The sequence below is a fragment of the Algoriella sp. genome, assembly GCF_036647415.1.
Taxonomy (GTDB): Bacteria; Bacteroidota; Bacteroidia; order Flavobacteriales; family Weeksellaceae; genus Empedobacter.
In genome coordinates, this window is record NZ_JAVXKG010000043.1 from 1 (window position 1) to 24,077 (window position 24,077).

At 29.2% G+C, this 24,077-nt stretch carries 22 protein-coding genes; 11 read left to right on the plus strand and 11 right to left on the minus strand.

The window, feature by feature from the left end; genetic code table 11:
• From RSC72_RS14130 to RSC72_RS14150, 5 genes are all read left to right on the plus strand, one after another.
• The coding region (locus RSC72_RS14130) for a hypothetical protein (RefSeq protein ID WP_332578591.1) at window positions 1-742 on the plus strand (742 nt) is incomplete at its 5' end.
• Between the two features lie 185 nt (window positions 743-927).
• Window positions 928-2,814, plus strand: a complete 1,887-nt coding sequence (locus tag RSC72_RS14135; RefSeq protein ID WP_332546612.1) for a S9 family peptidase — start codon at window positions 928-930, stop codon at window positions 2,812-2,814.
• Window positions 2,815-2,988: 174 nt separating this feature from the next.
• Entirely contained in the window at window positions 2,989-3,690 is a 702-nt protein-coding gene (locus tag RSC72_RS14140) for a hypothetical protein (protein WP_332546614.1), read from the plus strand.
• A 53-nt stretch (window positions 3,691-3,743) separates the two neighbouring features.
• Window positions 3,744-5,921: an ATP-binding protein gene (locus RSC72_RS14145; RefSeq protein ID WP_332546616.1), complete on the plus strand. Its 2,178-nt coding sequence runs from the start codon at window positions 3,744-3,746 to the stop codon at window positions 5,919-5,921.
• A 2-nt stretch (window positions 5,922-5,923) separates the two neighbouring features.
• Entirely contained in the window at window positions 5,924-6,478 is a 555-nt protein-coding gene (locus tag RSC72_RS14150) for a biliverdin-producing heme oxygenase (protein WP_332546618.1), read from the plus strand.
• Window positions 6,479-6,767: 289 nt separating this feature from the next.
• Here RSC72_RS14150 and RSC72_RS14155 read toward each other — a convergent pair whose 3' ends face one another.
• On the minus strand, window positions 6,768-7,037 hold the full coding sequence (locus RSC72_RS14155; RefSeq protein WP_332546620.1) for a hypothetical protein: 270 nt from the start codon (window positions 7,035-7,037) through the stop codon (window positions 6,768-6,770).
• A 336-nt stretch (window positions 7,038-7,373) separates the two neighbouring features.
• Here RSC72_RS14155 and RSC72_RS14160 point away from each other — a divergent pair, with 336 nt between their 5' ends.
• The 3 genes from RSC72_RS14160 (at window position 7,374) to RSC72_RS14170 (ending at window position 11,477) form a co-directional block, all read left to right on the plus strand.
• Entirely contained in the window at window positions 7,374-7,847 is a 474-nt protein-coding gene (locus RSC72_RS14160) for an Mpo1 family 2-hydroxy fatty acid dioxygenase (RefSeq protein WP_332566112.1), read from the plus strand.
• 68 nt (window positions 7,848-7,915) lie between these two features.
• A complete protein-coding gene (locus RSC72_RS14165) occupies window positions 7,916-8,776 on the plus strand; it encodes an aldo/keto reductase (RefSeq protein ID WP_332546298.1) in 861 nt (286 codons plus the stop codon).
• Between the two features lie 259 nt (window positions 8,777-9,035).
• Window positions 9,036-11,477 carry a T9SS type A sorting domain-containing protein gene (locus tag RSC72_RS14170; protein WP_332546299.1) on the plus strand — a complete coding sequence of 814 codons (2,442 nt, stop codon included), beginning with the start codon at window positions 9,036-9,038 and terminating at the stop codon, window positions 11,475-11,477.
• Between the two features lie 74 nt (window positions 11,478-11,551).
• Here the strand turns inward: RSC72_RS14170 and purB are convergent, their stop codons facing one another.
• The 3 genes from purB to RSC72_RS14185 are packed head-to-tail and all read right to left on the minus strand — an operon-like array spanning window position 11,552 to window position 15,194.
• Window positions 11,552-12,979 (minus strand): adenylosuccinate lyase, encoded by a 1,428-nt coding sequence (purB, locus tag RSC72_RS14175; RefSeq protein WP_332566115.1) that lies wholly within the window; start codon window positions 12,977-12,979, stop codon window positions 11,552-11,554.
• A gap of 21 nt (window positions 12,980-13,000) precedes the next feature.
• Window positions 13,001-13,855 (minus strand): fructosamine kinase family protein, encoded by an 855-nt coding sequence (locus RSC72_RS14180; protein WP_332546303.1) that lies wholly within the window; start codon window positions 13,853-13,855, stop codon window positions 13,001-13,003.
• A gap of 52 nt (window positions 13,856-13,907) precedes the next feature.
• Window positions 13,908-15,194: an adenylosuccinate synthase gene (locus RSC72_RS14185; protein WP_332546304.1), complete on the minus strand. Its 1,287-nt coding sequence runs from the start codon at window positions 15,192-15,194 to the stop codon at window positions 13,908-13,910.
• Window positions 15,195-15,426: 232 nt separating this feature from the next.
• On the opposite strand from RSC72_RS14185, the gene RSC72_RS14190 reads away from it, so the two are divergent.
• Window positions 15,427-16,116: a DsbA family oxidoreductase gene (locus RSC72_RS14190; protein WP_332546305.1), complete on the plus strand. Its 690-nt coding sequence runs from the start codon at window positions 15,427-15,429 to the stop codon at window positions 16,114-16,116.
• A gap of 57 nt (window positions 16,117-16,173) precedes the next feature.
• Here the strand turns inward: RSC72_RS14190 and RSC72_RS14195 are convergent, their stop codons facing one another.
• The 7 genes from RSC72_RS14195 to RSC72_RS14225 form a co-directional block, all read right to left on the minus strand.
• Complete coding sequence (locus tag RSC72_RS14195; protein WP_332546307.1) at window positions 16,174-16,785, minus strand: N-acetylmuramoyl-L-alanine amidase; 612 nt, start codon at window positions 16,783-16,785, stop codon at window positions 16,174-16,176.
• 104 nt (window positions 16,786-16,889) lie between these two features.
• Window positions 16,890-17,504 (minus strand): N-acetylmuramoyl-L-alanine amidase family protein, encoded by a 615-nt coding sequence (locus tag RSC72_RS14200; RefSeq protein ID WP_332546309.1) that lies wholly within the window; start codon window positions 17,502-17,504, stop codon window positions 16,890-16,892.
• 81 nt (window positions 17,505-17,585) lie between these two features.
• Complete coding sequence (locus RSC72_RS14205; RefSeq protein WP_332566116.1) at window positions 17,586-18,914, minus strand: DUF58 domain-containing protein; 1,329 nt, start codon at window positions 18,912-18,914, stop codon at window positions 17,586-17,588.
• On the minus strand, window positions 18,914-19,903 hold the full coding sequence (locus RSC72_RS14210; RefSeq protein WP_332547046.1) for an AAA family ATPase: 990 nt from the start codon (window positions 19,901-19,903) through the stop codon (window positions 18,914-18,916). Before RSC72_RS14210 ends, RSC72_RS14205 begins: the two co-directional genes overlap by 1 nt.
• Window positions 19,903-21,138, minus strand: coding sequence for a hypothetical protein (locus tag RSC72_RS14215; RefSeq protein WP_332566117.1), 1,236 nt, complete (start codon window positions 21,136-21,138; stop codon window positions 19,903-19,905). The genes RSC72_RS14210 and RSC72_RS14215 overlap by 1 nt, the downstream gene beginning before the upstream one ends.
• Entirely contained in the window at window positions 21,135-21,815 is a 681-nt protein-coding gene (locus RSC72_RS14220) for a hypothetical protein (RefSeq protein ID WP_332547049.1), read from the minus strand. Before RSC72_RS14220 ends, RSC72_RS14215 begins: the two co-directional genes overlap by 4 nt.
• Entirely contained in the window at window positions 21,802-22,797 is a 996-nt protein-coding gene (locus tag RSC72_RS14225) for a stage II sporulation protein M (protein WP_332566118.1), read from the minus strand. Before RSC72_RS14225 ends, RSC72_RS14220 begins: the two co-directional genes overlap by 14 nt.
• Window positions 22,798-22,825: 28 nt before the next feature.
• On the opposite strand from RSC72_RS14225, the gene RSC72_RS14230 reads away from it, so the two are divergent.
• Both RSC72_RS14230 and RSC72_RS14235 read left to right on the plus strand, forming a co-directional pair.
• Window positions 22,826-23,548, plus strand: coding sequence for an RDD family protein (locus RSC72_RS14230; protein ID WP_332566119.1), 723 nt, complete (start codon window positions 22,826-22,828; stop codon window positions 23,546-23,548).
• Between the two features lie 27 nt (window positions 23,549-23,575).
• On the plus strand, window positions 23,576-23,947 hold the full coding sequence (locus tag RSC72_RS14235) for a YchJ family protein (RefSeq protein ID WP_332566120.1): 372 nt from the start codon (window positions 23,576-23,578) through the stop codon (window positions 23,945-23,947).
• Window positions 23,948-24,077: the final 130 nt, after the last annotated feature.

Below are 24,077 nucleotides of genomic sequence, written 5' to 3' on the forward strand. Positions count from 1 at the left end.
ATGGAATCACGCACAATACAATAAATCAGACATTCAGTTCAAAGGAGATGGATACGATTTTACATTAGATAATGTTACTGCACATGATCGTCAAACATCATTTGGAATAAAATATTTCAATCCAACTTCAATGACAATTCCACAATATAATTTTCGTTTAGGATATTTTGTGTCAGATAATTGGAATATTTCTTTTGGTATAGATCACATGAAATATGTAATGGATCAAGACCAAATTGTAAAAATGAATGGTAACATCAATACAGGTTCAGAATTTGATGGAACTTATAACAATGTTGATCAAAAATTAACCGAAGATTTCTTAACATTTGAACATACAGATGGATTAAACTATGCTAATTTAGAGATTCGTCGTTTCGATAATCTTTTACGTTTACCAATCACAAAAAACGGAAAAGGAATAGATGTAAATATAACAGAAGGTATTGGTGCAGGAATTTTGTATCCACGTTCTAACGTAAAATTAATGGGTAATGAGCGTTATGATGAGTTTCATTTAGCAGGTTTTGCAACAGCAGCAATGGTTGGTATTAACTTTACATTCTGGGATTATTTCTTTGTACAAGCCGAATTGAAAGGAGGTTTTGCAAATCTTAGCGACATTAGAACAACAGCTAACGAATCTGATAAAGCCAAACAAAATATTGTTTTCTCTCAACAAAACTTAGTTTTTGGAGCAATTATTCCAGTTTTTACTCATAAAAATAAGTTAAACTTTTAATTAACTTGCTTATATTAAAATAATTAGCCTAATTTTAAGAATCGATTAGACGTTTTTAAAAAAATTATTGGCGGAGACATCATTTATACACAACTTGTGATAAGTGATGTCTTTTTTTATGTTAAATATTTTCGGTTTCTCAACAAAGAATGTCTATTTTTACAACAATTTCGAACAAAATTAACATGAATAGATTTACTATACTGGTCGCAAGTATTTTGATGACGACAACAGCAATGGGACAAAAAGTAATGACACCTGAGTTATTATGGCAGGTAAAAAAAGTTTCTCCAATTGGAGTTACAAAAGATCAAAAGAATTTGATTTATAAAGTAACTTCAACTAATGTGAAAACGCAAGAAGATACATCTAAAACGTTTATGATTTCTTTGGCAGGAGGAAAAGCTTCTGAAATAGCAGATTACAAAACGCTTTTAGCAGATGAATCTTTAAATAAAGACCAAAAATACAAAGCAGAAACAGAAAAAGTAAAGTTGCAAAAAGTTTTTGGATCAGATTATTATCCTGAAATGGACAAATCAAATGTTCAGATTTATAATGAATTAAATTATAGACATTGGGACACTTGGAATGATGGTAATTTTGATCATTTAATGGTTTCTGAAAACAAAGAAAATGCAACAAAAACAGACGTTTTAAAAGACGAACCATATTCAGTTTCAGAATTTATTTGGACACCAGACGGTAAAAAAGTATTGTATGTATCTAAAAAGAAATTTGGTACAGATTACGCTTTAAGCACAAATACAGATATTTTTGAGTATGATTTATCAACTCAAAAAACAACAAATATTACCGAAGGTAAAATGGGTTACGATAATTCGCCAAGTTTTTCTTCGCAAGGTGACTTAGCTTTTTTGAGCATGGAACGCGACGGTTACGAGGCAGATAAAAATGACCTAATTGTACGTAGAGGAAATATTGAGTTGAATATAACAAAGCAATGGGACGGAACTGTTGGAGGTTATAAATGGAGTAATGATGGTACAAAAATCTATTTTAATGCGCCAGTTGGTGGTACAATTCAGTTATTTGAGGTTGCTGTAAATTTCAGAACAAAAAATATTCCCGTAGTAAAACAACTTACAAAAGGTGATTTTGATATTGCAGATATCAAAGAAATTGTTGGAGATAAAGCAATTGTAACAAAAACAGATATTAATCACGCTGCAGAAATTTATGTAGTAGATTTAAAAACAGGAGTTTTAAAGCAAATCACAAACGAAAACAAAGAAATTTTTGATAACATTGCTTTGAGTGATGTAAAAGCAAGAACAATCAAAACAACAGATGGTAAAGATATGTTGGCTTGGGTCGTTTATCCACCAAATTTTGATCCAAACAAAAAATACCCAACTTTATTATATTGTCAAGGTGGACCACAATCTGCCTTAACACAATTTTATTCTCCACGCTGGAATTTACAATTAATGGCAGCACAAGGTTACATTGTTATTGCACCAAACCGTCGTGGAATGCCAGGACATGGAGTAGAGTGGAACGAGCAAATCTCAAAAGATTGGGGAGGACAAGTAATGCAAGATTATTTATCTGCAATAGATGATATTTCGAAAGAAAAATATGTAGACAAAGATCGTCGTGGAGCTATTGGTGCGTCTTACGGGGGATATTCTGTTTATTATTTAGCAGGAATACACGAAGGTCGTTTCAAATCATTTATATCTCATAACGGTGTTTTTGATTTGAAATCTATGTACGGAACAACAGAAGAAATTTTCTTCACAAACTGGGACGCAGGTGGTTCTTGGTGGGACACAAACAACAAGGCAGCACAAAAAACGTATTCTCAATTTGATCCAAGTAGTCCAGCATTAGTTAATAAATGGAATACACCAATGTTAATTTATGTTGGTGGACGTGATTATCGCGTACCAATGGGACAAGGACAAGAAGCGTATCAAATTTTACAATTGAAAGGAATAAAATCTCGTTTTATTTATTTTCCAGAAGAAAATCACTGGGTTTTAAAACCTCAAAACTCAGTAATTTGGCATACAGAATTCTTTAAATGGTTAAAAGAAACTTTATAAAATAAGTAATTTAATTATCACAATAACTTAAAAGCGTAAATCTATTATGATTTACGCTTTTTTTTATTCTTCTGATAATCAGTTATTATATCGAATAAAAGGTGTGAATGTTTTTTTAAATTTTGCCAAATAGAATAATCGTTGTAAATTCAAAACGGAAGTCAAAACCAATTTATGAGTAAGGATAATAACAAAATATATTTTTCGAATAGCCCATTTACAAACGGACACAAGGTGATAGATTTTGTTTGGAGCGCTCGCTTGGATGAAAATTTTAATCTATGGATGGATTTTCATTTAGAGACCGATAAATATGATGAAGAAGAGGAGTATAAAGATGCTTTAGATGAAATTGATGATATTTCTGAGGAAAATGCAGAACGAGCTTTATGGATAAATTATGACCATTGTATTATATCGAGTACATATTGGAATAATAAAGGAATAAAGATTGAGACTGATGCAAAATTAGATTTTAATGATCTCAATCAGAAAACATTCGAAATAGACCCAATTCCTGTTGATTTTGATCATGAAGAAGAGTTAGCTTTCGGAATTTCTATGCTAGGAAATGATACCGTTGCACAACATGAAATTACGTTTTTAGATAGTGAAGAATTTGGTGTTTTTGACATCAAATGGAAAGGAAAAGTAGCCAATACATATTTGGGTGAAAATGAGTTTAATTACGACTTTTATGTTTACATGAAAAACATAAAATTTAGTGGAATTAAAATCGATCAAACTTTAGAAAAAGAGAAAGTTTTGGCATTTTTTCAATCAAAAATTACACATTTCTCTGATTTCGAATTGATAGAAACTGACGATTTAGAGTTAGAAGATTATATCTTAAAAATCAGAAAACAAGAAGATTAAATTACACTTTATATTCAACTTCAAGAGTAATCTTGGAATAAGATTATTTGTATATGAATAAGAAGATGATTCAGGAATGTCATGAAGAAAAAATAGAATACTTTAACGAGATTCAACCATTTGGATACTTGATAGGAATTGATGTATCTACTTTTGAGATTGAATTTGTTTCTGAAAACATATCACTTCTTTTTTCCGAAAATCCAATGCATTTAATCGGTAAAAAAATAACAGATTATCTAAATATAGAGATTGATTGTCCTAAAATTTTGTCTCTAGATATAGGAGAATTTGATCGTGATTCTATTGAAATTAATTCGCAAACATATCATCTTACAACATACCATAATTCGGACATAATTTATCTCGAATTAGAAAGCTTGATTGTTGTCGAAAATCGATCATCTTATCATCATATTTCAGAACAATTACTTTACACAAAGTCTATTGAGGATAATTGGAAATTATTGATTAATTCGATAAAAGAGTTGATTGGTTATGATCGAGTGATGATTTATCAATTTTTAGAAGACAATAGTGGAGTTGTTGTTGCCGAAAATGTAGACGAAGGTTTGGATTCATATTTAGGACTACGTTTTCCTGAATTTGATATTCCAGAACAAGTGCGTTTGTTGTATATCAAGAAGAAAAGCCGTATGGTTGCTGATATTGATGACTTAAGAATTAAGATGATAAGTCGTGAAGATAAAGTAGTCGATTTAACTTATACATCGATTCGAGCATTTTCGGTTTCTCATATAGAATACTTGAGAAATGCAAAAGCATTCGGAAGTTTTTCGGTTTCAATTGTTATTAACGATCGTCTTTGGGGATTGGTTGCTTGTCAAAATTCAACACCAAAATATATTCCAAATCAAGTCAGATTACAGTCCGAATTATTAACAAGACTTGCGCGTTTAACGTATGTTAATTTTAAATCGAACGAGAGATTGCAATTTCAGAATCACTTTAATAAAATCGCGATGCGTCTTAAAGAGAATTTGTTGGTAGAAGATAGTTTGCAAAAATCTATTCAAAATAATATTCACGAAATTTTACATTTAACAGATGCAGATGGAATTGCTTTAGTAACACACGAAAATGTATTTACGCACGGACATACGCCAGAAGTTGATGAAATTTTTCGAATTAAAAAATGGGCAAAAGTCAATGAAATATCGACTCTGTTTTTTTCTAATACGTTTTTAATTGACTATAAGGAAACACTTAATTTGACATCAGATTCTGCTGGGGTTATGTTTTCGTTTTTAGATCAACATTGCCAACATTTTATTATTTGGTTTAAAAAAGAAGAAATTTACAACATAAATTGGGCAGGAAATCCTACAAAGATAGAGAATACAAAGATTATAGATGAGATAGAAACGTTGTATTTTTCTCCACGAAAATCTTTTAAGGTTTGGCAAGAAGAGATTGGTCAAAAATCATTTGTATGGAAAGAGAATGAAATTTTTGTAGCCAAAGAAGTTTTAAAATTAATCGTAGAAACGCTTCATATTCAATCATTCAAAATTCATAGTTTGTATGAGCAATTACAAGAAATTAATGAAGAATTAGATTCATTTTCTTACACAATATCGCACGATTTACGCACGCCATTAACGGTAATGAAACTGAATTGTCAGATTTTACAAAGAACGTTAGGCGATAGCGAAATGAAGGAAGATAGATTGAAAAGTGTGATTTCTGAGATTGATAGAATGACAGAAATGATGCAAGAAATATTAATTTTAAGCAAAGCTAAAAAATCTGAAATTGTACTTAAAGAAATAGAAACGCGTCCAATTATTGATAAAATTGTACAAGATGTTTTAATGTATTATAATGCACAAAATACACATGTAGAAATTGAAAATATAGAACATGTTTTTGCTGATAAAACAATGGTTTTCGAAGTTTTTCAGAACATTATTGGTAATGCAGTAAAATATTCATCAACCCAAAAATTTCCAAAAGTTTTTATAAAATCTCAGATTATTGATGATCAAGTTGTTTATGAAATTTCAGATAATGGAATTGGAATAAAAGAAGATGATTACGATAAGATGTTCAAACTCTTTAGCAGAATGTCTAATACAGGAAATATTCAAGGAAATGGAGTTGGTTTATCCATTGTTCTTCGAATGATGAATCGTATGGATGGCGATATAAATTTTGAAAGTAAAGAAGGAGAAGGAACGACTTTTGTACTACGTTTTAAAAAACCATAATTATGTTATCAAACTACCTAAAAGAAAAAACAGCAACTTATCACACCGAAATTGAAAGTAAATTAGAATCAAATAAATTGTTCGATGGAACTTTTTCTGATGAAAATTATTACAAAATGTTACAAGTAAATCATCAGTTTTTAAAAGTATATGAGAATCCGATTAAAGATTTTTTGACAGCTAAAGATCTAACAATTTTAGCACAAACAAATTTTGATAAAACAACTTTGATTGAGAAAGATTTAGAAGAACTTAATTTGAATAAATTAACGTTTCCGACACAAGTTAATCTTAGTAATAGAGCAGAAGCATTTGGTGTATTATATGTGATAGAAGGATCTATGCTAGGCGGAAATGTAATTGCTAAAACACTTAAAAAATACCCAAATCTAGCATCTGAAAATTTTAATTATTTTGGACATTATGGCGAAAGTTTAGGCAAAAGCTGGAAGAGTTTTCTAGCTTACATTAACGATGAATTTAAAACAGAAGAAGAATTAAATCAAGTTTTTGAAGGAGCTAAAAAAGCTTACGTTGATTTGATAAGTTTTGCTTAAAGTTTAATTGATATTATACATCAGTTTTCAATATATAAAAAAATCGACTAATAATAGACTTCCCCCAAATAGTGTCTAACTTTTTTTGGGAAGTCTTCTTGGTGTTTCTTTTCACGAGACGTTGTTCTAAAGTATGCCAGAAAGCCAACTTATACAAGTTGGCTTTCTGGCATACTCATTTTTTGTAGTGAAAAAATTAATTATTTTTCTCAATAATTTTTCAAAATCAGCTTATATTTAATATACATTGTGCAGAATAATAGTTTAAAACTTTTTAAATGAAGATTCTTTATAAAATAGGAGGTATAGGATTCTCAATTTCATTTCCTTTTATATGATAAACTGTCATTAAAATGATAGATAATGTAACGATTGTAGTTATTCCAGTTAAAAAATAATAGTTGATTTTGTGCGTATTGTAACTTAATAAAATTTTATTTCCTTTTTCTATTTGAACTACATCTAAGTTATGACTATTAGAGTTTGAAGGTGTAAAATATACTTTTACTTTGTCTCCATTACTAATATTATTATCAAGCTCTGAATAATTTTTAGTCATCTTGTATACTACAAGATTTTTAGGAGAATTAGAAAGTTTTAAAAAAAATATTTTAGAATTTTTGTTTGAATTTATAATTCCTTTATTCATTATTATACCTTCAACTTGTGAGTATTCAGATAAATTTTTTGAAGCTTTATTATAAAAAATATAAGTTAGTAGGGTAAAGAGTGTGATTCCAAATAGTATTGCAAATACATTTATAATCTTTATAAACATAACATTAATTGGATTTTGTAAGAAATTTCAAGTTACATTCAAATCTACAATATAATTTCGGTTTTAAAGTTTATAATAATCCAAAATCAAGTTATATTTAAACTAAAATCTAACCAAATGAGAAAAATAGAGCAACTTTTTGATGAATATGGTGCAAGTCATAAAAACGCAACAAACAAATTAATTCATTGGATTTGTGTACCATTAATCTTTTGGACTATTTTAGGATTCATATCCTATATACCAACTCCACATATCTATTTTCCGGTATTTGGTTACATTAGTATCGCATCAATAATTGCGTTATGCCTTATTTCAATTTTCTATTTCAGATTATCATTTATTATTGGTTTTATTATGATTTTGATAATGCTTATTATGGAATATTTTATTTCATTGTCTAATTTACAATTAGGCACAAAATCTTGGATATTGTATCTCGCAGTATTTATTATTACGTGGATTTTACAATTTGTTGGTCATAAAATAGAAGGGAAGAAACCAAGTTTTATTAAAGATTTACAATTTCTTTTAGTAGGTCCGATTTGGTTATTAGGTTTCATTTTACGAAAAGTTGGAATAAAATATTAATAAATAATCATCTATAATTTTATAAAATATACAATTGATTTATAAACTACATCTCAAAAATTAAAAAAATGAACATCAAGAAAACTATTACCATTGGTGCAAAAACTCAACATCCATTTACTATAAAACGTCTTGGATATGGAACAATGCGCCTTACAGGAAGTCAAATTTGGGGAGAACCTAAAAACCGAAATGAAGCTTTACAAATATTAAAATCAACAGTAGAAAATGGAATTCATTTTTTAGATACTGCTGATTATTATGGTCAAGATATTACCAATAAACTGATTGCAGAAGCTTTGTATCCGTATGAAAAAGATTTAATAATTTGTACCAAGGTCGGTGCTAAAAGAGGAGCGGACAAAAGCTGGAACGCTTATGATAAACCAGAAAATTTAAGAGCCAGTATTGAAAATAATCTGAAAACCTTGAAAATAGACCAAGTTCAATTGGTTCATTTTCGTGTGATGCCAGAAAGTAATACACCTATCGAAGAGTCTTTGAATGCGATGTACGAAATGCAAAAAGAAGGCAAAATTTTGCACGTTGGCGTAAGTAATGTAACGGAAGAAGAGTTGAAAATTGCTTTATCTATGGGCGAAGTTGCCAGTGTAGAAAATGCTTTTGGATATGAAATGCGCAATGCTCACAGAGGTTTGCAGGAGGTAATTGAGGTTTGTACGGAAGAAGAAATTCCGATGATTCCTTTTTTCTCGCTTCAAAATTCTTTGCCAAAGAATCGAAGTAAAATTACTGCAATTGCAGAAAAATACAATGCAACTTCAGCACAAGTAAATCTTGCGTGGTTACTGCATTATAATGATTTGATTTTACCAATTCCTGGAACGTCACAGTTAAGTCATTTCAAAGAAAATATCAAAGGATTTGATCTTGAATTGACGGAAGAAGACATGATCTTTTTAGGTTAATTGATTGATATACTTACAAAAAAAGACTTCCAAATTGGAAGTCTTTTTTTGTTTCATGTGTGTTTGTTATTAAGTCCGTTTAGTATAATTTGTACATAATTTAGTCATCGCATAATATATGTCATCTAATAAGAACGATTGTAAATAGAAATTTTAAAAATAAAAGAATTAACCTTTTTAAGTTTGTAAACTAAGTATTTAAAATGATTTTTTAAGTTTAATATGATTTATATTTGATTAATAATCAATCTTATGAAAGATGAATAAAAAGTTTACTACTGTATTAACGTTAGCATTTTCAACATTAGTTTTTTCACAAAATTTGAATTTTGGAGATGTAAAAATGAAAAAGCTCTTATTATCATCAAATAATACTAATAACATAGCATTTGATATAAGTGGAGCTTCAATAGCTATTGACACGAATAATGATGGTGAAATTCAGCAATCTGAAGCGGATAAAATTATTAAATTAAATATTAAACAAGATGATAAGTTTAAATATTTAGACGCAGATAAAACGAAACTTAATGAAGTATATTATCAAGCACATTTACCAGATAATGTAAAAGATATTTTGCTATTTAAGAATTTAGAAGAAGCTTATGTATTTGATTCAAAATTAATCAATATTCATTTCAAGGATAATGATAAATTGAGAATTTTTCATGGAATAGTGAGAAATGAAAATACTGAAAAAACTGTAATTTTTGAAAATTCTAGTGGTCTTACAGATGTTAATAATGTAGTTTTTCAATATCTTGATGACTATAATAACACTATAATTTTACAAGATCAGAGCAAGCTTAGTATTATTAATTGTCCAAATATAAAGGGTGAGGTTATTCTTCGTAATAATATTAAAGAATTGGAATTTAAAAATGTGAATATTACTAATTTTGTAATAGATGAAATAAAGCTTTTGGATAATTTGAAAATTTCGGGTTTACCAAGTTTAACGTCTATTTTATGGAATGATAAACGTTATACATCTATTGGAAATGAAAGGAAAAATCCATTAACTATAGATGCTTCTAACAATATTAATTTAACTTCTATTGTTGTTGACGACTATCCAGGTGATAATTATTCATTAATGATTGATAAATTAAATGTAAAAGGAAATTCAAATCTAAAAAAAATAAGAGGATTAAATTCTGAAACTATTGATTTTTCTAATGATGGATTACGTAATTTAGAAGAATTGGATATTGCTTATAGAAATAAATACATTTATAGTAGTCAAGTTGAAGTTAGTTTTGGAGATGTTAAAAATATAAATCTAAAAGGATTACCTAATTTAAAACGTTTTGTAGGTTTTAATCAGAAATTAGAATCTATTGATTTTTCTAGTAATCCTTTACTAGAAGAAATTGATTTAATAAATACGGTTGATTTTATGGCACAATTAACTATAAGTAATTTAAATAATTTAAATAAAGTATACCTTTCTCAATCTTATGCACCAGCTGATTCTAGTAATTTAACTGATTTCTTTTTGTATAAATTAAAAGATTTAAAGATCAATAATAATCCATCTTTAGTAGATTTACAGCTTGATTATATTCTTGGGCTAGAAAGTTTAGAATTGAAAAATAATGCAAAGTTAGAAAATTTTGAATACGGTGATTATGCTATAGAAGGTACAATGTTAGCAGATAACCCAGAAAAATTTGCTTTAAAATCTTTTCAAATTTCAGATAATATTGGATTAAAATCGTTAAAAATTTTAGGTACAAATTTATTAAGTTTAGATGTTTCTAAAAATATTAATCTTGAGAAAATTGAGTTATTAACTACTTTAAAATTAGCTAATCTAAAGTTTAATAATAACATTAAAGATGTGAGACTTTACAATCAAGTAGATTTAAAATCACTTGATTTTAATAATATAAAGTTAGAGAATTTATATATTAAGAAATTTACAGAATTAACTAATATATCTTTTCAAAATAATAATTTATTAAAAAATATAAAGATAAATGAGGCTTTTGGTTCTAAGAAGATAAATTTTGGGACAATGCCAAATGTTGAAGATGTAGAATTGGGTAATAGTGATTTTAGTGAGATCACTTTTAAGAATAATAAAAAATTGATAAATTTTAAGATAGGAGAATTCGGAGTTAAACAATTAGATTTTACAGAAGCTCCAAATATAAAAATGATGTTGGTTGGAGCTCCTAAATTAGAGCAGTTGAATGTTACGAAAAATATAGAAGTTGAATTATTTTTATTACCAATCTCTAATATTCCTAGTCTTGATTTAAGTCATATGAATAAACTTGATATGTTAAGAACAAATGTACCAAATTTAAATATTAGAAATAATTCTATTGAAAGTGAATTGTATTTGGCTGAAGACGCTACGTTGAATGTATGTGTAGATGACCAACAATTGTTAAGTGTTAAATCTGAATATCCAGAAGCAAATATAACGACAGATTGTAACATAAAAAGTGATTATCCAACAGTAAAATCTCTATCTGTTTACCCTAACCCTGTAAAAGATAATGTCGAGATTAAGTCTCCTAATCTTATAAAGAGAATCGAAATAACTAATTTATTAGGAAAACAAGTTGCAAGTGCTACACCTAATTCTTATAGTTATAAGACAAATCTTTCTCATATAAAATCAGGTATTTATTTTATTAAAATAAGTACAGATAAATTATTTTATATTAGAACTATTATCAAAAAGTAATTAAATAAAAAAAGACTTCCAAATCGGAAGTCTTTTCTCTTTTCTCATGTGTGTTTGTTAATCTTAAGCGTGGTTTACACTTTAAGGTCTGTATGAGCGCCTAAAAGTGCTTTATTTTCTTCGATAATTGGATCAACCAAATCTTTTAAGAATTCTTCTGTTTGTTCAGAAGCAAAACCTGTAAAGTTTTTAGGGTCTAATAATTCGACTAATTTTTCTTTATCAATTTTTACATTATCATCAGCAATAATACGCTCAATCAAATCATTTGTTTTTCCTTCCATTTTCACTTGTCTTGCAGCTTCCATAGAATGTGTACGAATAATTTCGTGTAATTCTTGACGATCGCCACCATTTTTCACACCTTCCATAATAATATATTCGGTTGCCATAAATGGTAATTCTTCTGCGATATGCTTCTCGATGATTTTAGGATAAACGACTAAGCCGTCTAAAATATTGTTCCAAATGATTAAAATTGCATCTATTGCTAAGAAAGCTTGTGGAATTGCTAAACGCTTGTTGGCAGAATCGTCCAAGGTTCTTTCAAACCATTGTGTCGCCGCTACCATTGCAGGAGATGATGCTAATGACATAACATATTTCGCTAAAGAAGAAATACGCTCAGAACGCATAGGGTTGCGTTTATATGCCATTGCAGAAGATCCAATTTGATTTTTTTCAAAAGGTTCTTCAATTTCTTTCAAATTTTGTAATAAACGTAAGTCGTTTGTAAATTTATGAGCAGATTGTGCAATATTCGATAATAATTCTAACGCTTGTGCATCAATTTTACGATCATAAGTTTGTCCTGAAACTGCAAATACTTTTTTGAAACCAAAACGTTCTGACAATTTTTTGTCTAATGTTTTTACTTTTTCGTAATCTCCATCAAATAATTCTTTGAAAGATGCCGCTGTTCCTGTAGTTCCTTTTACTCCACGAAAACGTAAAGTATCTATTCTGAATTCTAATTCTTCTAAATCTAATAAAACAGATTGTAACCAAAGTGTTGCACGTTTACCAACTGTTGTTAATTGAGCTGGCTGAAAATGTGTAAATCCTAAGGTTGGTAAATCTTTGTATTGACGCGCAAATTTTGCTAAACCATCAATCACATTAATTAATTGACCTTTGATTAATTGAAAACCATCACGAATCTGAATCAAATCTGTATTGTCTCCAACAAAAGCTGATGTTGCACCCAAATGGATGATTGCTTTTGCACTTGGCGCTACATCTCCATACGCATGTACGTGTGCCATAACATCGTGACGAAATTTCTTTTCGTACGCTGCAGCAACGTCATAATCTATGTTTGTCGCATTATCTTTTAGTTCCTGAATTTGTTCATCTGTAATATCCAACCCAAGTTCTTTCTCAATTTCTGCTAAAGCAATCCAAAGTTGTCTCCAAGTTGTGAATTTTTTTTCTGGCGAAAAAATATAAAGCATTTCTTCACTAGAATATCTTGATTCCAAAGGATTTTGATACTTATTCATTGTATTTTGTTTGTTTTGTTTTTAAAATTTTTTCAAGATGGTTTGTACATCTTTCACATAATATCCTTCATAAAGATAAGCGTGTACCAATAATGGAAATAATTGCGCGATAGGCAAACGCTCTTCATAATTTGGCGCCAATGGATGAGCTTCTTGATAAGCATCAAAAAAAACATCATCAAAACCACCAAAAAGTTTTGCAATTGCAATATCCATTTCACGATGACCGTAATAAATAGCGGGATCTATCATTGTAATTTCGCCTTTATGATTAGGCAAAATGTTTCCATTCCAAAAATCTCCATGTATTAATGCAGGTTTTTCTTCAGGAAAAATATCATTTAATTGTTTGCAAAGATTTTCTGCCGATTTGATTTGTCTTGATGTGATTAATTGTTTGTTTTGTAACAATTTCATCATTGGCATAATGCGATTTTCTGTGTAGAAATCGCTCCAAGTATCTGCAAATTTATTTGGTTGAAGTATTATCGCGATATAATTATCTTCTGTCCAACCAAATTGAGGATTTGTATTTTGATGTAATTTAGCTAATTTTTTTCCTAAGTTTTCCCAATCTACAACAGTTGGAGTAGAGGATTCTATCCAATCTAACATCAAATATTGAAAATCATTTCCAGCTTCGCCAACATTGATAACTTTTGGCACCTGAAATGTTTTTGTCTTTTTGATTGCTTCTAAAGCTCTCGCTTCTTTTTTGAAAAGATTAGGGAAATTATTTGCTGAATTAACTTTTAGAAAATATTTTTTATTGAACGATTCAAGTCGGAAAGCATCATTAATATCGCCCCCTTTTATAGGAACAATTGTTTCGATGTCTAAGTTTAATTGCTTTAATCGTTCTAAAATTTCGTTCATAAAAATATTTCATAAATATAGCCTAACAGTAGTTAGGCTATAGCTAAATTTATTAAAATAATGTTGTTCTAATAATGTTTTGAGATCTTTCTGGACCAACCGAAACTAAATAAACTTCGATACCTAAATATTTCTCAATGTAGTGGATGTAATCTTGCGCTGTAACAGGCAATTCATCAAAAGATTTTACGTTTGTAATATCTTCTTTCCATCCTGGTAATTCGTCATATTGTGGCTCATATAACGATAATTTTGTTGTAGAAGAAGTGAAATAATCAATGATTTTTCCGTCTTCTGTTTTGTAACCTGTACATACTTTTACTGTATCAATATCAGACATTACATCTAATTTAGTAATCACTAAATGTGTAATTCCGTTTATCATACAAGCATGTTTTAATGCAACTAAATCTAACCATCCAGTTCTACGTGGACGACCTGTTGATGCACCAAATTCGTGACCAACTTGACGAATTTTTTCACCCAATTCGTTGTCTAATTCTGTAGGAAATGGTCCGTTACCAACGCGTGTACAATACGCTTTTGAAACACCTATTAAGTTTTTCAATTTTGTTGGCGGAACACCAGCACCTACACAAACTCCACCAGTTGTAGGAGAAGATGATGTAACGAATGGATATGTACCAAAATCAATATCTAACATCAGGGCTTGTGCACCTTCAAATAAGACATTTTTACCTTCGTCAATCGCTTGATTGATGACTAATTCAGAATCCATGATGCGTGTTTTTAAACGCTCTCCGTATGCTAAATATTTTTCGTAAATATCTTCGAATTTTAATGGTTCTTTATCAAATAATTTTTCGAATAAAGCATTTTTAACCACTAAATTTTCTTTGATTTTTTCTGCTAAAATTTCAGGATTTAATAAATCAATAGCACGAATACCAACACGAGCAACTTTATCCTCATAACAAGGTCCAATTCCGCGTTTTGTTGTACCAATTTGACTTTCTTTTCCTGCAAATTCTTCACGATATTCATCTAATAAGATGTGATAAGGCATAATAATATGCGCTCTTTTCGAGATAAAAACGTGATCTGTAGTGTAACCTTTCGCTTCCAATCCTTCAGTTTCATTAAAGAAAGCTTCCGGATTTATTACGACTCCATTTGCAATTATACATCCCTTTGCTTGTAAAACACCAGAAGGCAATAAATGCAATACAAATTTGTCTTCGCCTACATAAACAGTATGACCTGCGTTATTACCACCTTGGTAACGTACAACATAATCCGCTTTTTCTGCTAAAACATCTGTGATTTTTCCTTTTCCCTCGTCACCCCATTGAAGACCGACTACTACGTGTGTTGACATATTGTTTGTTCGTTATTTGTTTTTGGAATAAAAATGAAACTAAATCATCTTTTCTTGGTTCCATGCAAAGGTAATTTAAACCACATCTTAAACAAATTAAAAACCCCTTTTTAGACGATTATTTTTCAATAAATTGTTAATAATTTTTAAAGTTTAAATTAACTCAAAAATAACCGATTCCATTCAAATAAAAGCCGTAATTTTGTAGACTTTTACACCAAAAATTTCTTGTATGAAAATCGAAATCTGGTCAGATATTATGTGTCCGTTTTGCTATATCGGAAAAAAACATTTCGAAGAAGCATTAACTCAAATTCCAAATCAAAATAATATTAAGGTTGAATGGAAAAGTTTTCAGTTAAATCCTGATTTATCTAAGACGGAAGTTACTTCTGTAGATGATTATTTAGTAAATGCGAAAGGAGTTTCTGTGGAGCAAATTGCATCAATGCACAAACAATTAGCCGAAATGGGAAAAGCTGTCGGAATTGATTTTCAACAACAAAATTCTCAAGTTGTAAATACAGGTGATGCACATCGTTTGATACATTTTGCACAAGTCAACGAGAAAGGTTCGGAGGCTGAAGAGCGTTTGTTTAGAGCATATTTTACAGAAGGAAAAAATATTGCTGATTACGAAACGTTGGCAGAATTAGGAGAAGAAATCGGTTTGAATAAAACTGAAATCTTAGAAATGTTAAATTCTGATGCTTATGTTTTTGATGTCGCATCGGATATTTTAGATTCAAGAAATATTGGCGTTACGGGTGTTCCATTTTTTGTAATAGACCGTAAATACTCAATTTCTGGCGCTCAACCTGTCGAATATTTTGTATCGGCTTTGACGCAAGCTTACGAAAAAGATTATGTAAACAAACCAGAAAATGACGCTTCATGCGCTATTGATAGTAATTGTGATTAATAAATACTCAACATAAACTAAAAAGGACTTCAATTGAAGTCCTTTTTTTATTTTGTATTATATCGCTTGATAATTTTCTAAGAATTGTACTATTTTTTCTGCTAATTGATTTTTGTGATGAGTACTTTTTAATGTTTCAGCATCTGTAAGATTACTTGCAAAACCTAATTCAATTAAAAAAGTTGGGGCTTTAGAATCTTTTAAAATTTTGAAATTAGCTTTTTTCAAACCTCTGTTTTCGATTGAATTTATACTTACTAATTGCGCTAATTCAGTTCCGATTTTTTCTGTATGCGTATCTACATTATCATTCTTAATAAATACTTCGGCACCACTCTTACCTCTATCAGAAGCACTATTTAGATGCAATGAAATAACCAATTCAGGGTTAAGTTCATGCATTTTATTTACACGAGATTGTAAATCTAAATGATCATTTTCATCTCTTGTCAAAATAACATTAATGTTCTTCTTTTTAGCTAATTTCTGAATTTTTTGAGCCAATTCTAAAGAATATTCACTTTCTATAATGTTACCATTATTCGAACCTTTATCAAAACCTCCATGTCCAGCATCTATCACAAAAGTTTTGGTAGTTTTTTGCGCCATAACATTTGTTGAAAATAAACTAAAAGCTGCAAGCGCTATAAAATAAATACACTTTCTCATATTGTTAATTTTAATAAATAACGTGAAAAAAAATAAAGTTATTTCAACAAAGAAATAACTTTATGATATGTTTAACAATGTGTATTTTATTGATTAAGTGTATTTTATTGTTTCAAATACTCCAATATTTTATCCGCTATTTTAGTATAATTTGCTTCATTTGTCAAATATTTTCTGTCCTGATCATTTGTTAAATATCCAATTTCTATCATCACAGTTGGTGCTTGAGCATCACGCAAAACTTTAGAATTTGTTTCGATAATTCCTAAATTTTCAAAACCCAAAGAACTTACATTTTGACCTATTTTTTCGCCTAAAATTTTTGCATCTTCAAAATAAGGATTCATAGGCGAAATATGAATTTCAGTACCTTTTTTAGAATCTTTCACGTCATAATTTGCGTGAATAGACAAAACCAAATCAGGTTTTATTTCATTGATTAATTTCGCTCTATTTGTATTGATAATTTGCTCATCACCCGTACGTAAAAACACAAAATCAATATCGCTATAAGGATTCCTTTCTTTGATGATATTTACAATTTTTAAGACAATATCTTTTTCTTGAAATTCATCTTTTTTTACGCCTGTATCTGCGCCTCCATGACCAGCGTCCAAAACGATTGTACGTTTTTTAATAGGAGTAGAGTCTACATTATTTATTTGAGCAAAAAGACTTGTTGTAAATAAAATACAAAACAGTTGAATAATTTTTTTCATGGCTGGATTTTCGATGATTTTTTACAGAATAAGCAAGAATTGTACTTTTTTTGAATTAAAATGGTTAAAATTTTCTAAAAATTAAAAAATTCCACGCGCTTTTATCTCTAAATATTTGTTGATTAAATTGATAGATAATTCTTTTGGTTCGCAATAAATCGTCAAAATACCAAATTGATGCAAACGATTAATGATTAATTCTTTGTCATAATTAAATTTTTCTGCAATTGTTTGATCAAAAATATCTGTTGTTGTTTGTGCTTTTTGGTTGGTTAGCTTTTTTAATTCTGAATTTTTGAACATAATCAAAACCACAACATGCGATTTTTTGATTAATTTTAGATAAGACAATTGTCGCTCCAAACCATCTATTGTTTCAAAGTTTGTGTAAATAAAAAGTAATGATCGTTGCGTTAATTTTCGTTTGATATAGGCGTATAATTTTCCAAAATCACTTTCTAAATAATTGGTTTCAACATTGTACAATTTTTCTAAAATTAATTGCATTTGATGATTTTTACGGTCTGCAACAATGTGATCTTGAATGTTTTTATTGAATGTAATTAATCCTGCTTTTTCATTTTTTTGAATCGATATATTGGCAACAACCAAACTTGAATTGATGGAATAATCCAACAATTTTAAACCATCAAAAGGCATGCGCATTATTCGTCCCAAATCAATCACAGAATAGACTGGTTGCGACTTTTCTTCTTGAAATTGATTTACCATCAATCGATTCGCTTTTGCAGTTGCTTTCCAATTAATCAATCGATATTCGTCGCCAATTGTATAATTTTTTATGTTCTCGAATTCTGTATTCGTACCAATTTTTCGAATTTTTTTCATTCCAAATTGATTTTGTTGCTGTGCTGTCGAATACAATTGAAATTGTTTGAGTTGCAAATACGATGGATAACAGGCGATTTCTAATTTTTCGGTTTGTTTAATTCTTCGTTCAACAAATCCAAAAAATGAAATAAATACATTAATAATTCCAAATTTATACGCACCTCTTTCTGTTGGTTTTACAGTAAAATCATATTGCTTTTTTTGTGATGATTTGAAATGATTTTTAAACTGTAATTTTCTTAATTGTAATTGTACTGGAAATTCATCAATCACTCTTATATAAAGAGGAAATTGATATTTATTCTCAACCAAAAGTTGCATTTTATTATCATCTCCATTCGAAAAACGTTCGGGATAATTTCGAGTAATAAAAACAGATTTTTTTGGTAAATAAATTAAGAAAAAATCTAAAATTGTTACAATAATATAAGCGAATAGTAAAATTTTTGCAACATAGAGAATAGGTTGCATGAAAAATCCCATCACAAAAATAAATGCAACGAAAAATCCCGCATAAAAAAAGCGATTGCTGAAAAATATGCTTGTAAAAAATTTCATTAACGAGGAATTTCTACACGGTCAATAATTTGCTTAATAATATGATGTGTTGTAAAACCTTCCATTTCTTTCTCAGGAATCATCACAACACGGTGTCCTAAAATTGCATAAGCAACTTGTTTTATGTCTTCTGGAATTACAAAATCACGTCCATTTATAGCAGCGTTAGATTTTGTTGCATCTAAAATAGCGATCGATGCACGAGGCGAAGCACCCATGTACAACGCACTGTCTATACGGGTTTGATGAACAATTGTTGCAATGTAATTAAGTAAACTTTCGTGTACAAAAATTGATTTTATACGCTGTTGATAAGCTACAATTTCTTTACCATTTACCACTTTTTCTACCAAAGATTCTTTGTCAGTTTCTTTTCTATTTTGTTGTTCATTCAGTAAAATTATTTCATTTTCTAATGAAGGATATTTAACCATAATTTTGAACATAAAACGGTCTAATTGCGCTTCTGGTAAGCGATACGTTCCTTCTTGTTCGATAGGGTTTTGAGTTGCAAAAACTAAAAAAGGAGGTTGTAAAGGATAAGTTGTACCGTCTACGGTAACTTGTTTTTCTGACATACATTCAAACAACGCAGCTTGTGTTTTTGCTGGCGAACGGTTAATTTCATCAATCAAAATAATATTTGCGAAAATAGGACCTTGTTTAAACTCAAATTCATTGATTCTTGCATCTAAAATAGATGTTCCGATAACGTCAGAAGGCATCAAATCTGGCGTAAACTGAATACGACTAAAATTTGCGTGAATTGTTTTTGCCAGCAATTTTGCCATCATTGTTTTTGCAACTCCAGGCAAACCTTCAATCAACGAATGTCCGTCCGAAAGTAAGGCTAAAATTAATTGATCTATCACATCATCTTGTCCAACAATAACCTTTTTCAGTTCAGTTTTGATGGCATTCATTTTCTCTTGTATATCCGAAAAATCCAGACGATTTTCAATTGGTTGATATGTATTTTCGTAGTTCATTAGATGTTTGCTTTTAGTTTATAGTTTTCTATGATTTGGTAGACGATTTTTAAATCGTTTTGGGTTGGTTGTTCTTTGTGTTGAATATGATTGAGTATTTCAAAAATTTTTCGACCTTCATCTTGTGTGTAATTCGCTTTTTGAGATACAATTTCTATAAAATTCTTATCGATTAGATTATCCGTTTCTATCAAAAAATTCTTTCTTATTTTGTATAAAAAATAATCGATTTTTTTAGAAATGATGTCTTTTATTTCACCATTTTCTTGGTATAAAGAGGAAATTGTTTTCGCAAATTCTACGGTATGATTTTCTTCTTTTTCGTAGATTGGTATAATGCGTTGTTCGCGTCTACTTCGGAAAATTAAAAATATGAATAATAAGACTAAAAGCAGTATCCAAGCAGAATTTAAGGCAGGTTGAGAAAACACAAATCGCATTGTTGAAGTGTTAGATGACGCATAAGTTTTGTTTGGATTGTACCAAATAATTGTTCTGCCTTTTAGTTGTTGTAAAACAGATTTTGCGTAAAAATAACTGTCTTCATTTAGTAAATAATAATTAGTAAAATAAAGTGGTTCTGCATGATATAAATAGTATCCGTTGTAATTTTTTGGTTTTATTTTTAAATAATTTGGATAAGATTTTCCTTCATAATTTAATGTTCCAATTACTTCAGAATCACTTGTTATTTGGCTAAAATAGTGATGTTCTACTTCTCTTTTCTTTTTAATTTTAAAACTTTTGTTAGTTGTTAATTCAAAATCATTTTTGATGATTAACGTTTTATTGTACAACATTTCTTCGTCAATCGCTGTAGAATCGGTAGTAATTGTATCAATATCAAAAGCTTCGTTTGGACTATTTGTATCATCACCTAAATTGTCATAATAATCTGCCATAACCACAATTCCACCATTTTTAGCGAATTTGGTTAAATGTTTTTTTGTAACACTATCAAAATAAATTTCGTCACCAAGTACAACAACTGCATAATTTTTGGCTTTGATAGAATCGATTTTTAATTCAGAAATTTTTTCTAAATCTTGAATTTTTCCATTCGCTAAATTCCCAATTTCTTCATGCGCAATATATAATCCGTACGGATCTTTGCTATTTTGATTGAGATTAATTTCCCGATTTTTCGGAAGTTTTCCATTGAAATTGCAACCAATTGTGATGAAAATTGTCAAAATAAAACAACTTATCGCCAATAATCTTTTTTGTATCATCATTTGATTGTAAGATTTAGTTGGTTAAACATTGCTTTATATTCTTGGTATTTTTCTTCATTTATTATAAATTCTCCAAACCAAATTTGATTAAAAACTTGCGTATTAGTAGAGAATAAAATTCGAATTTTTTCGTCTTTTATTTGATTAATAAATTGTTGATTGGTCTTTTTTGGATCCCATTGTATAAGATCTCGGTTGTATAAATTTTGTAAATTCTGATAATGTAAATAACGGATTGCCAAAGGATATTTTCCTTCATTTTCAGCTTTTGTAATCAAACTATTTAGATTTACTTCCGCCAAATTTTCTTCGATATAATCAAAATCAGATTCGTTGTAAATTTTCTTTGCATTTGGTTTAAATAATCCGCCATTTTTATAAATACGATAAGCTATAAACGCTAAAAATAATATGATAAATGTATAGAAAACAAAACTCCAAGGAAATCCTGAAATAAATTCTGCCAAGTTTCTCAAAAAATTTAAAAATCCATTTGGTTCATACGTTTCTGGTGGAATTTCTTTTGGTTTTACTTTGTTGATTTCTTCTACATAATCAAATTCTTTCGAAGAATATTTAGCCTTAAAAGCCTTAAATTCTTCCGTTTTTGATTGTGCAAAAACAGTAATTTGAATTAAAAATAGAAAAGTAGTCGATATTAATTTATTCTCTTTCATTTAATTTTAAATTTTGGTTAAACGAAAAAGATTTTTGTCTATTTTTTAGAAACGGAAATATGACATAATACCAAACTATAAGTACGATAGAAAGTAAAATAACAAACAAACTTATATATAAATTAACATCGTATAAACGTGTTATAAATCCTTCTATAAATCCTGCAATTATAAACATCGGAATTGTAGAAACCAATATCATTACGGCTTCTTTTGCTTTTATGGTTAATGATTTTCTTCGAGATAAAGTTCCTGGAAACATGAAACCATTTCCGAGCATTAATCCACAAGCTCCTGCAATTATTATAACAGAAATTTCGATGGTTCCGTGCATCCAAATTGCGGACATTGCTTTGCCTAAAACACCTTCTTGATAAAACATATAATGAAATGCGCCGAGCATAATTCCGTTAGAAAATAAGATGTAACCTGTACCAATACTAAAAAACAAACCAAGTGTAAACGCATAAAAAGCAACCCTGATATTATTGATTGTTATTGCAAGTGTAGAACCCGTTTCACTACCAGATTTGTAGATTGCAGCAGGATCACCTTTTTTGATATTAATCATTGTTTCATTTACATAATCATCACCTAAAATTAATCGTGTAAAATCTGGATCAAAATGTGATGATAATATACCAATCAATACTGCTAAAGAGAAAATTAAAAATGAATACAATAAAAATTTTCTGTTTTTGTAAACCACATTCGGAACATCATTTACAAAAAACTCTACAAATTGATTAGAAGAAGTGCGTTGATCTTTGTAAATTGATTGATGCGCAAAAAGTGCCAATTCGTTCAGATAGTCTTTCGTTTTACTTTTTGGATAATAGGTTTGCGCAAATGCCAAATCATTTGTAATTTTAATATAATTATTGGCCAAAATATCTGGATGAACATTCAATTTATTTTTCAAATTGTATTCAATTTCAGACCATTTCGCCTTATTTTTATCGATAAAATGGGCTTCTCTCATTTAGAGTAGTTGTTAGTGAACCAAATATATGAATAAACTTTTAGTCAATACACCACAAAATGTTCAAATTGAATATAATATTGCATCATTAGGAAAACGTATTCTTGCTTATGTTATTGATGCTATTTTGCGTCTGATACTTTTGTATGCATTGTTGTATTTTGCAGATTTGTTTCCAAAACAAGATAGTTGGATGGAAATGGGAATAGATAGTATAATTTACTTTATTGTATTATTATATCCGTTGATTTTAGAGATTTTGCTTAACGGACAAACCATTGGCAAATTGATTATGAAGATTCGCGTGGTGTGTTTAGACGGGAATCGTGCCAATAATTTTGACTATTTTCTACGTTGGGTAATTGGAATTGTAGAGATTTATTTATTTTTTGGAATGATTGCTTTAATTACTGCAATTATTAATAAAAATGGACAACGTTTAGGCGATATTGTTGCAAATACGTGTTTGATAGATCTTAATCCGAAATTAGATTTATCGCAAACTATTTTTGCAGATGTTTCTGAGACATATAAAATTCGTTTTCCTGAAGTTTACAGACTTTCTGACCGCGATATAAATATTGTGAAAGAGAATTTTACATCAGCGCTCAAAACTAATAATTATGATGTTTTGTTGAAATTGACACGAAAATTAGAAGAAATAATGGACGTAAAAAGTGATGGTTTAGGGAATATTGATTTTATACAAGTTATTATTCAAGATCATTATCATTTTCATAAAGATAAGTAAAGTGTATTTTTGCAAAAATTAGATGAAATGAATTGTCCTTGCTGTTCAGGAAAAACTTACGAAAACTGTTGCAAACCTTACCATTTAGGTAAAGATTTACCTCAAACTCCCGAACAATTAATGCGTTCGCGATATACTGCGTTTGCCTTAGTTTTGACGAATTATTTGGTTGAAACGACACATTCTTCTACGCAAAAGTTTAATGATTTTAGTGATATCGAAGATTGGGCAAAATCGAATAAATGGTTGAAGTTAGAAATTGTTTTTGCGAAAGATAATAAAGTACGTTTTAGGGCTTTTTATCAAGATAAAAATAATGAAATCTACGAACACGACGAACTTTCTACTTTTGCACAAGAAAATGGAAAGTGGTTTTATGTAGATGGAGAGTTTTATTAGAATAAAAAAGCCACTCAATTTTAGACTGCCCCCAAAAAGTTAGACACTATTTGGGGGTATTTTTATGTCAAGAAAAGTAAAATATGATGTAGTATTTAAGTTAAAATGTGTAAAAGAAGTACAAAAAAAG

Excerpts from the sequence above, each read along its gene's own strand:
- RSC72_RS14135 (WP_332546612.1), top strand. The coding sequence starts at position 928 with ATGAATAGATTTACTATACTGGTCGCAAGTATTTTGATGACGACAACA.
- RSC72_RS14205 (WP_332566116.1), bottom strand. The coding sequence starts at position 18,914 with ATGAAATTTTTTACAAGCATATTTTTCAGCAATCGCTTTTTTTATGCG.
- RSC72_RS14145 (WP_332546616.1), top strand. The coding sequence starts at position 3,744 with ATGAATAAGAAGATGATTCAGGAATGTCATGAAGAAAAAATAGAATAC.
- RSC72_RS14225 (WP_332566118.1), bottom strand. The coding sequence starts at position 22,797 with ATGAGAGAAGCCCATTTTATCGATAAAAATAAGGCGAAATGGTCTGAA.
- RSC72_RS14230 (WP_332566119.1), top strand. The coding sequence starts at position 22,826 with ATGAATAAACTTTTAGTCAATACACCACAAAATGTTCAAATTGAATAT.
- RSC72_RS14160 (WP_332566112.1), top strand. The coding sequence starts at position 7,374 with ATGAGAAAAATAGAGCAACTTTTTGATGAATATGGTGCAAGTCATAAA.
- RSC72_RS14215 (WP_332566117.1), bottom strand. The coding sequence starts at position 21,138 with ATGATGATACAAAAAAGATTATTGGCGATAAGTTGTTTTATTTTGACA.
- RSC72_RS14235 (WP_332566120.1), top strand. The coding sequence starts at position 23,576 with ATGAATTGTCCTTGCTGTTCAGGAAAAACTTACGAAAACTGTTGCAAA.
- RSC72_RS14190 (WP_332546305.1), top strand. The coding sequence starts at position 15,427 with ATGAAAATCGAAATCTGGTCAGATATTATGTGTCCGTTTTGCTATATC.
- RSC72_RS14185 (WP_332546304.1), bottom strand. The coding sequence starts at position 15,194 with ATGTCAACACACGTAGTAGTCGGTCTTCAATGGGGTGACGAGGGAAAA.
- RSC72_RS14200 (WP_332546309.1), bottom strand. The coding sequence starts at position 17,504 with ATGAAAAAAATTATTCAACTGTTTTGTATTTTATTTACAACAAGTCTT.
- RSC72_RS14155 (WP_332546620.1), bottom strand. The coding sequence starts at position 7,037 with ATGACTAAAAATTATTCAGAGCTTGATAATAATATTAGTAATGGAGAC.
- RSC72_RS14165 (WP_332546298.1), top strand. The coding sequence starts at position 7,916 with ATGAACATCAAGAAAACTATTACCATTGGTGCAAAAACTCAACATCCA.
- purB (WP_332566115.1), bottom strand. The coding sequence starts at position 12,979 with ATGAATAAGTATCAAAATCCTTTGGAATCAAGATATTCTAGTGAAGAA.
- RSC72_RS14210 (WP_332547046.1), bottom strand. The coding sequence starts at position 19,903 with ATGAACTACGAAAATACATATCAACCAATTGAAAATCGTCTGGATTTT.
- RSC72_RS14180 (WP_332546303.1), bottom strand. The coding sequence starts at position 13,855 with ATGAACGAAATTTTAGAACGATTAAAGCAATTAAACTTAGACATCGAA.
- RSC72_RS14220 (WP_332547049.1), bottom strand. The coding sequence starts at position 21,815 with ATGAAAGAGAATAAATTAATATCGACTACTTTTCTATTTTTAATTCAA.
- RSC72_RS14170 (WP_332546299.1), top strand. The coding sequence starts at position 9,036 with ATGAATAAAAAGTTTACTACTGTATTAACGTTAGCATTTTCAACATTA.
- RSC72_RS14195 (WP_332546307.1), bottom strand. The coding sequence starts at position 16,785 with ATGAGAAAGTGTATTTATTTTATAGCGCTTGCAGCTTTTAGTTTATTT.
- RSC72_RS14150 (WP_332546618.1), top strand. The coding sequence starts at position 5,924 with ATGTTATCAAACTACCTAAAAGAAAAAACAGCAACTTATCACACCGAA.
- RSC72_RS14140 (WP_332546614.1), top strand. The coding sequence starts at position 2,989 with ATGAGTAAGGATAATAACAAAATATATTTTTCGAATAGCCCATTTACA.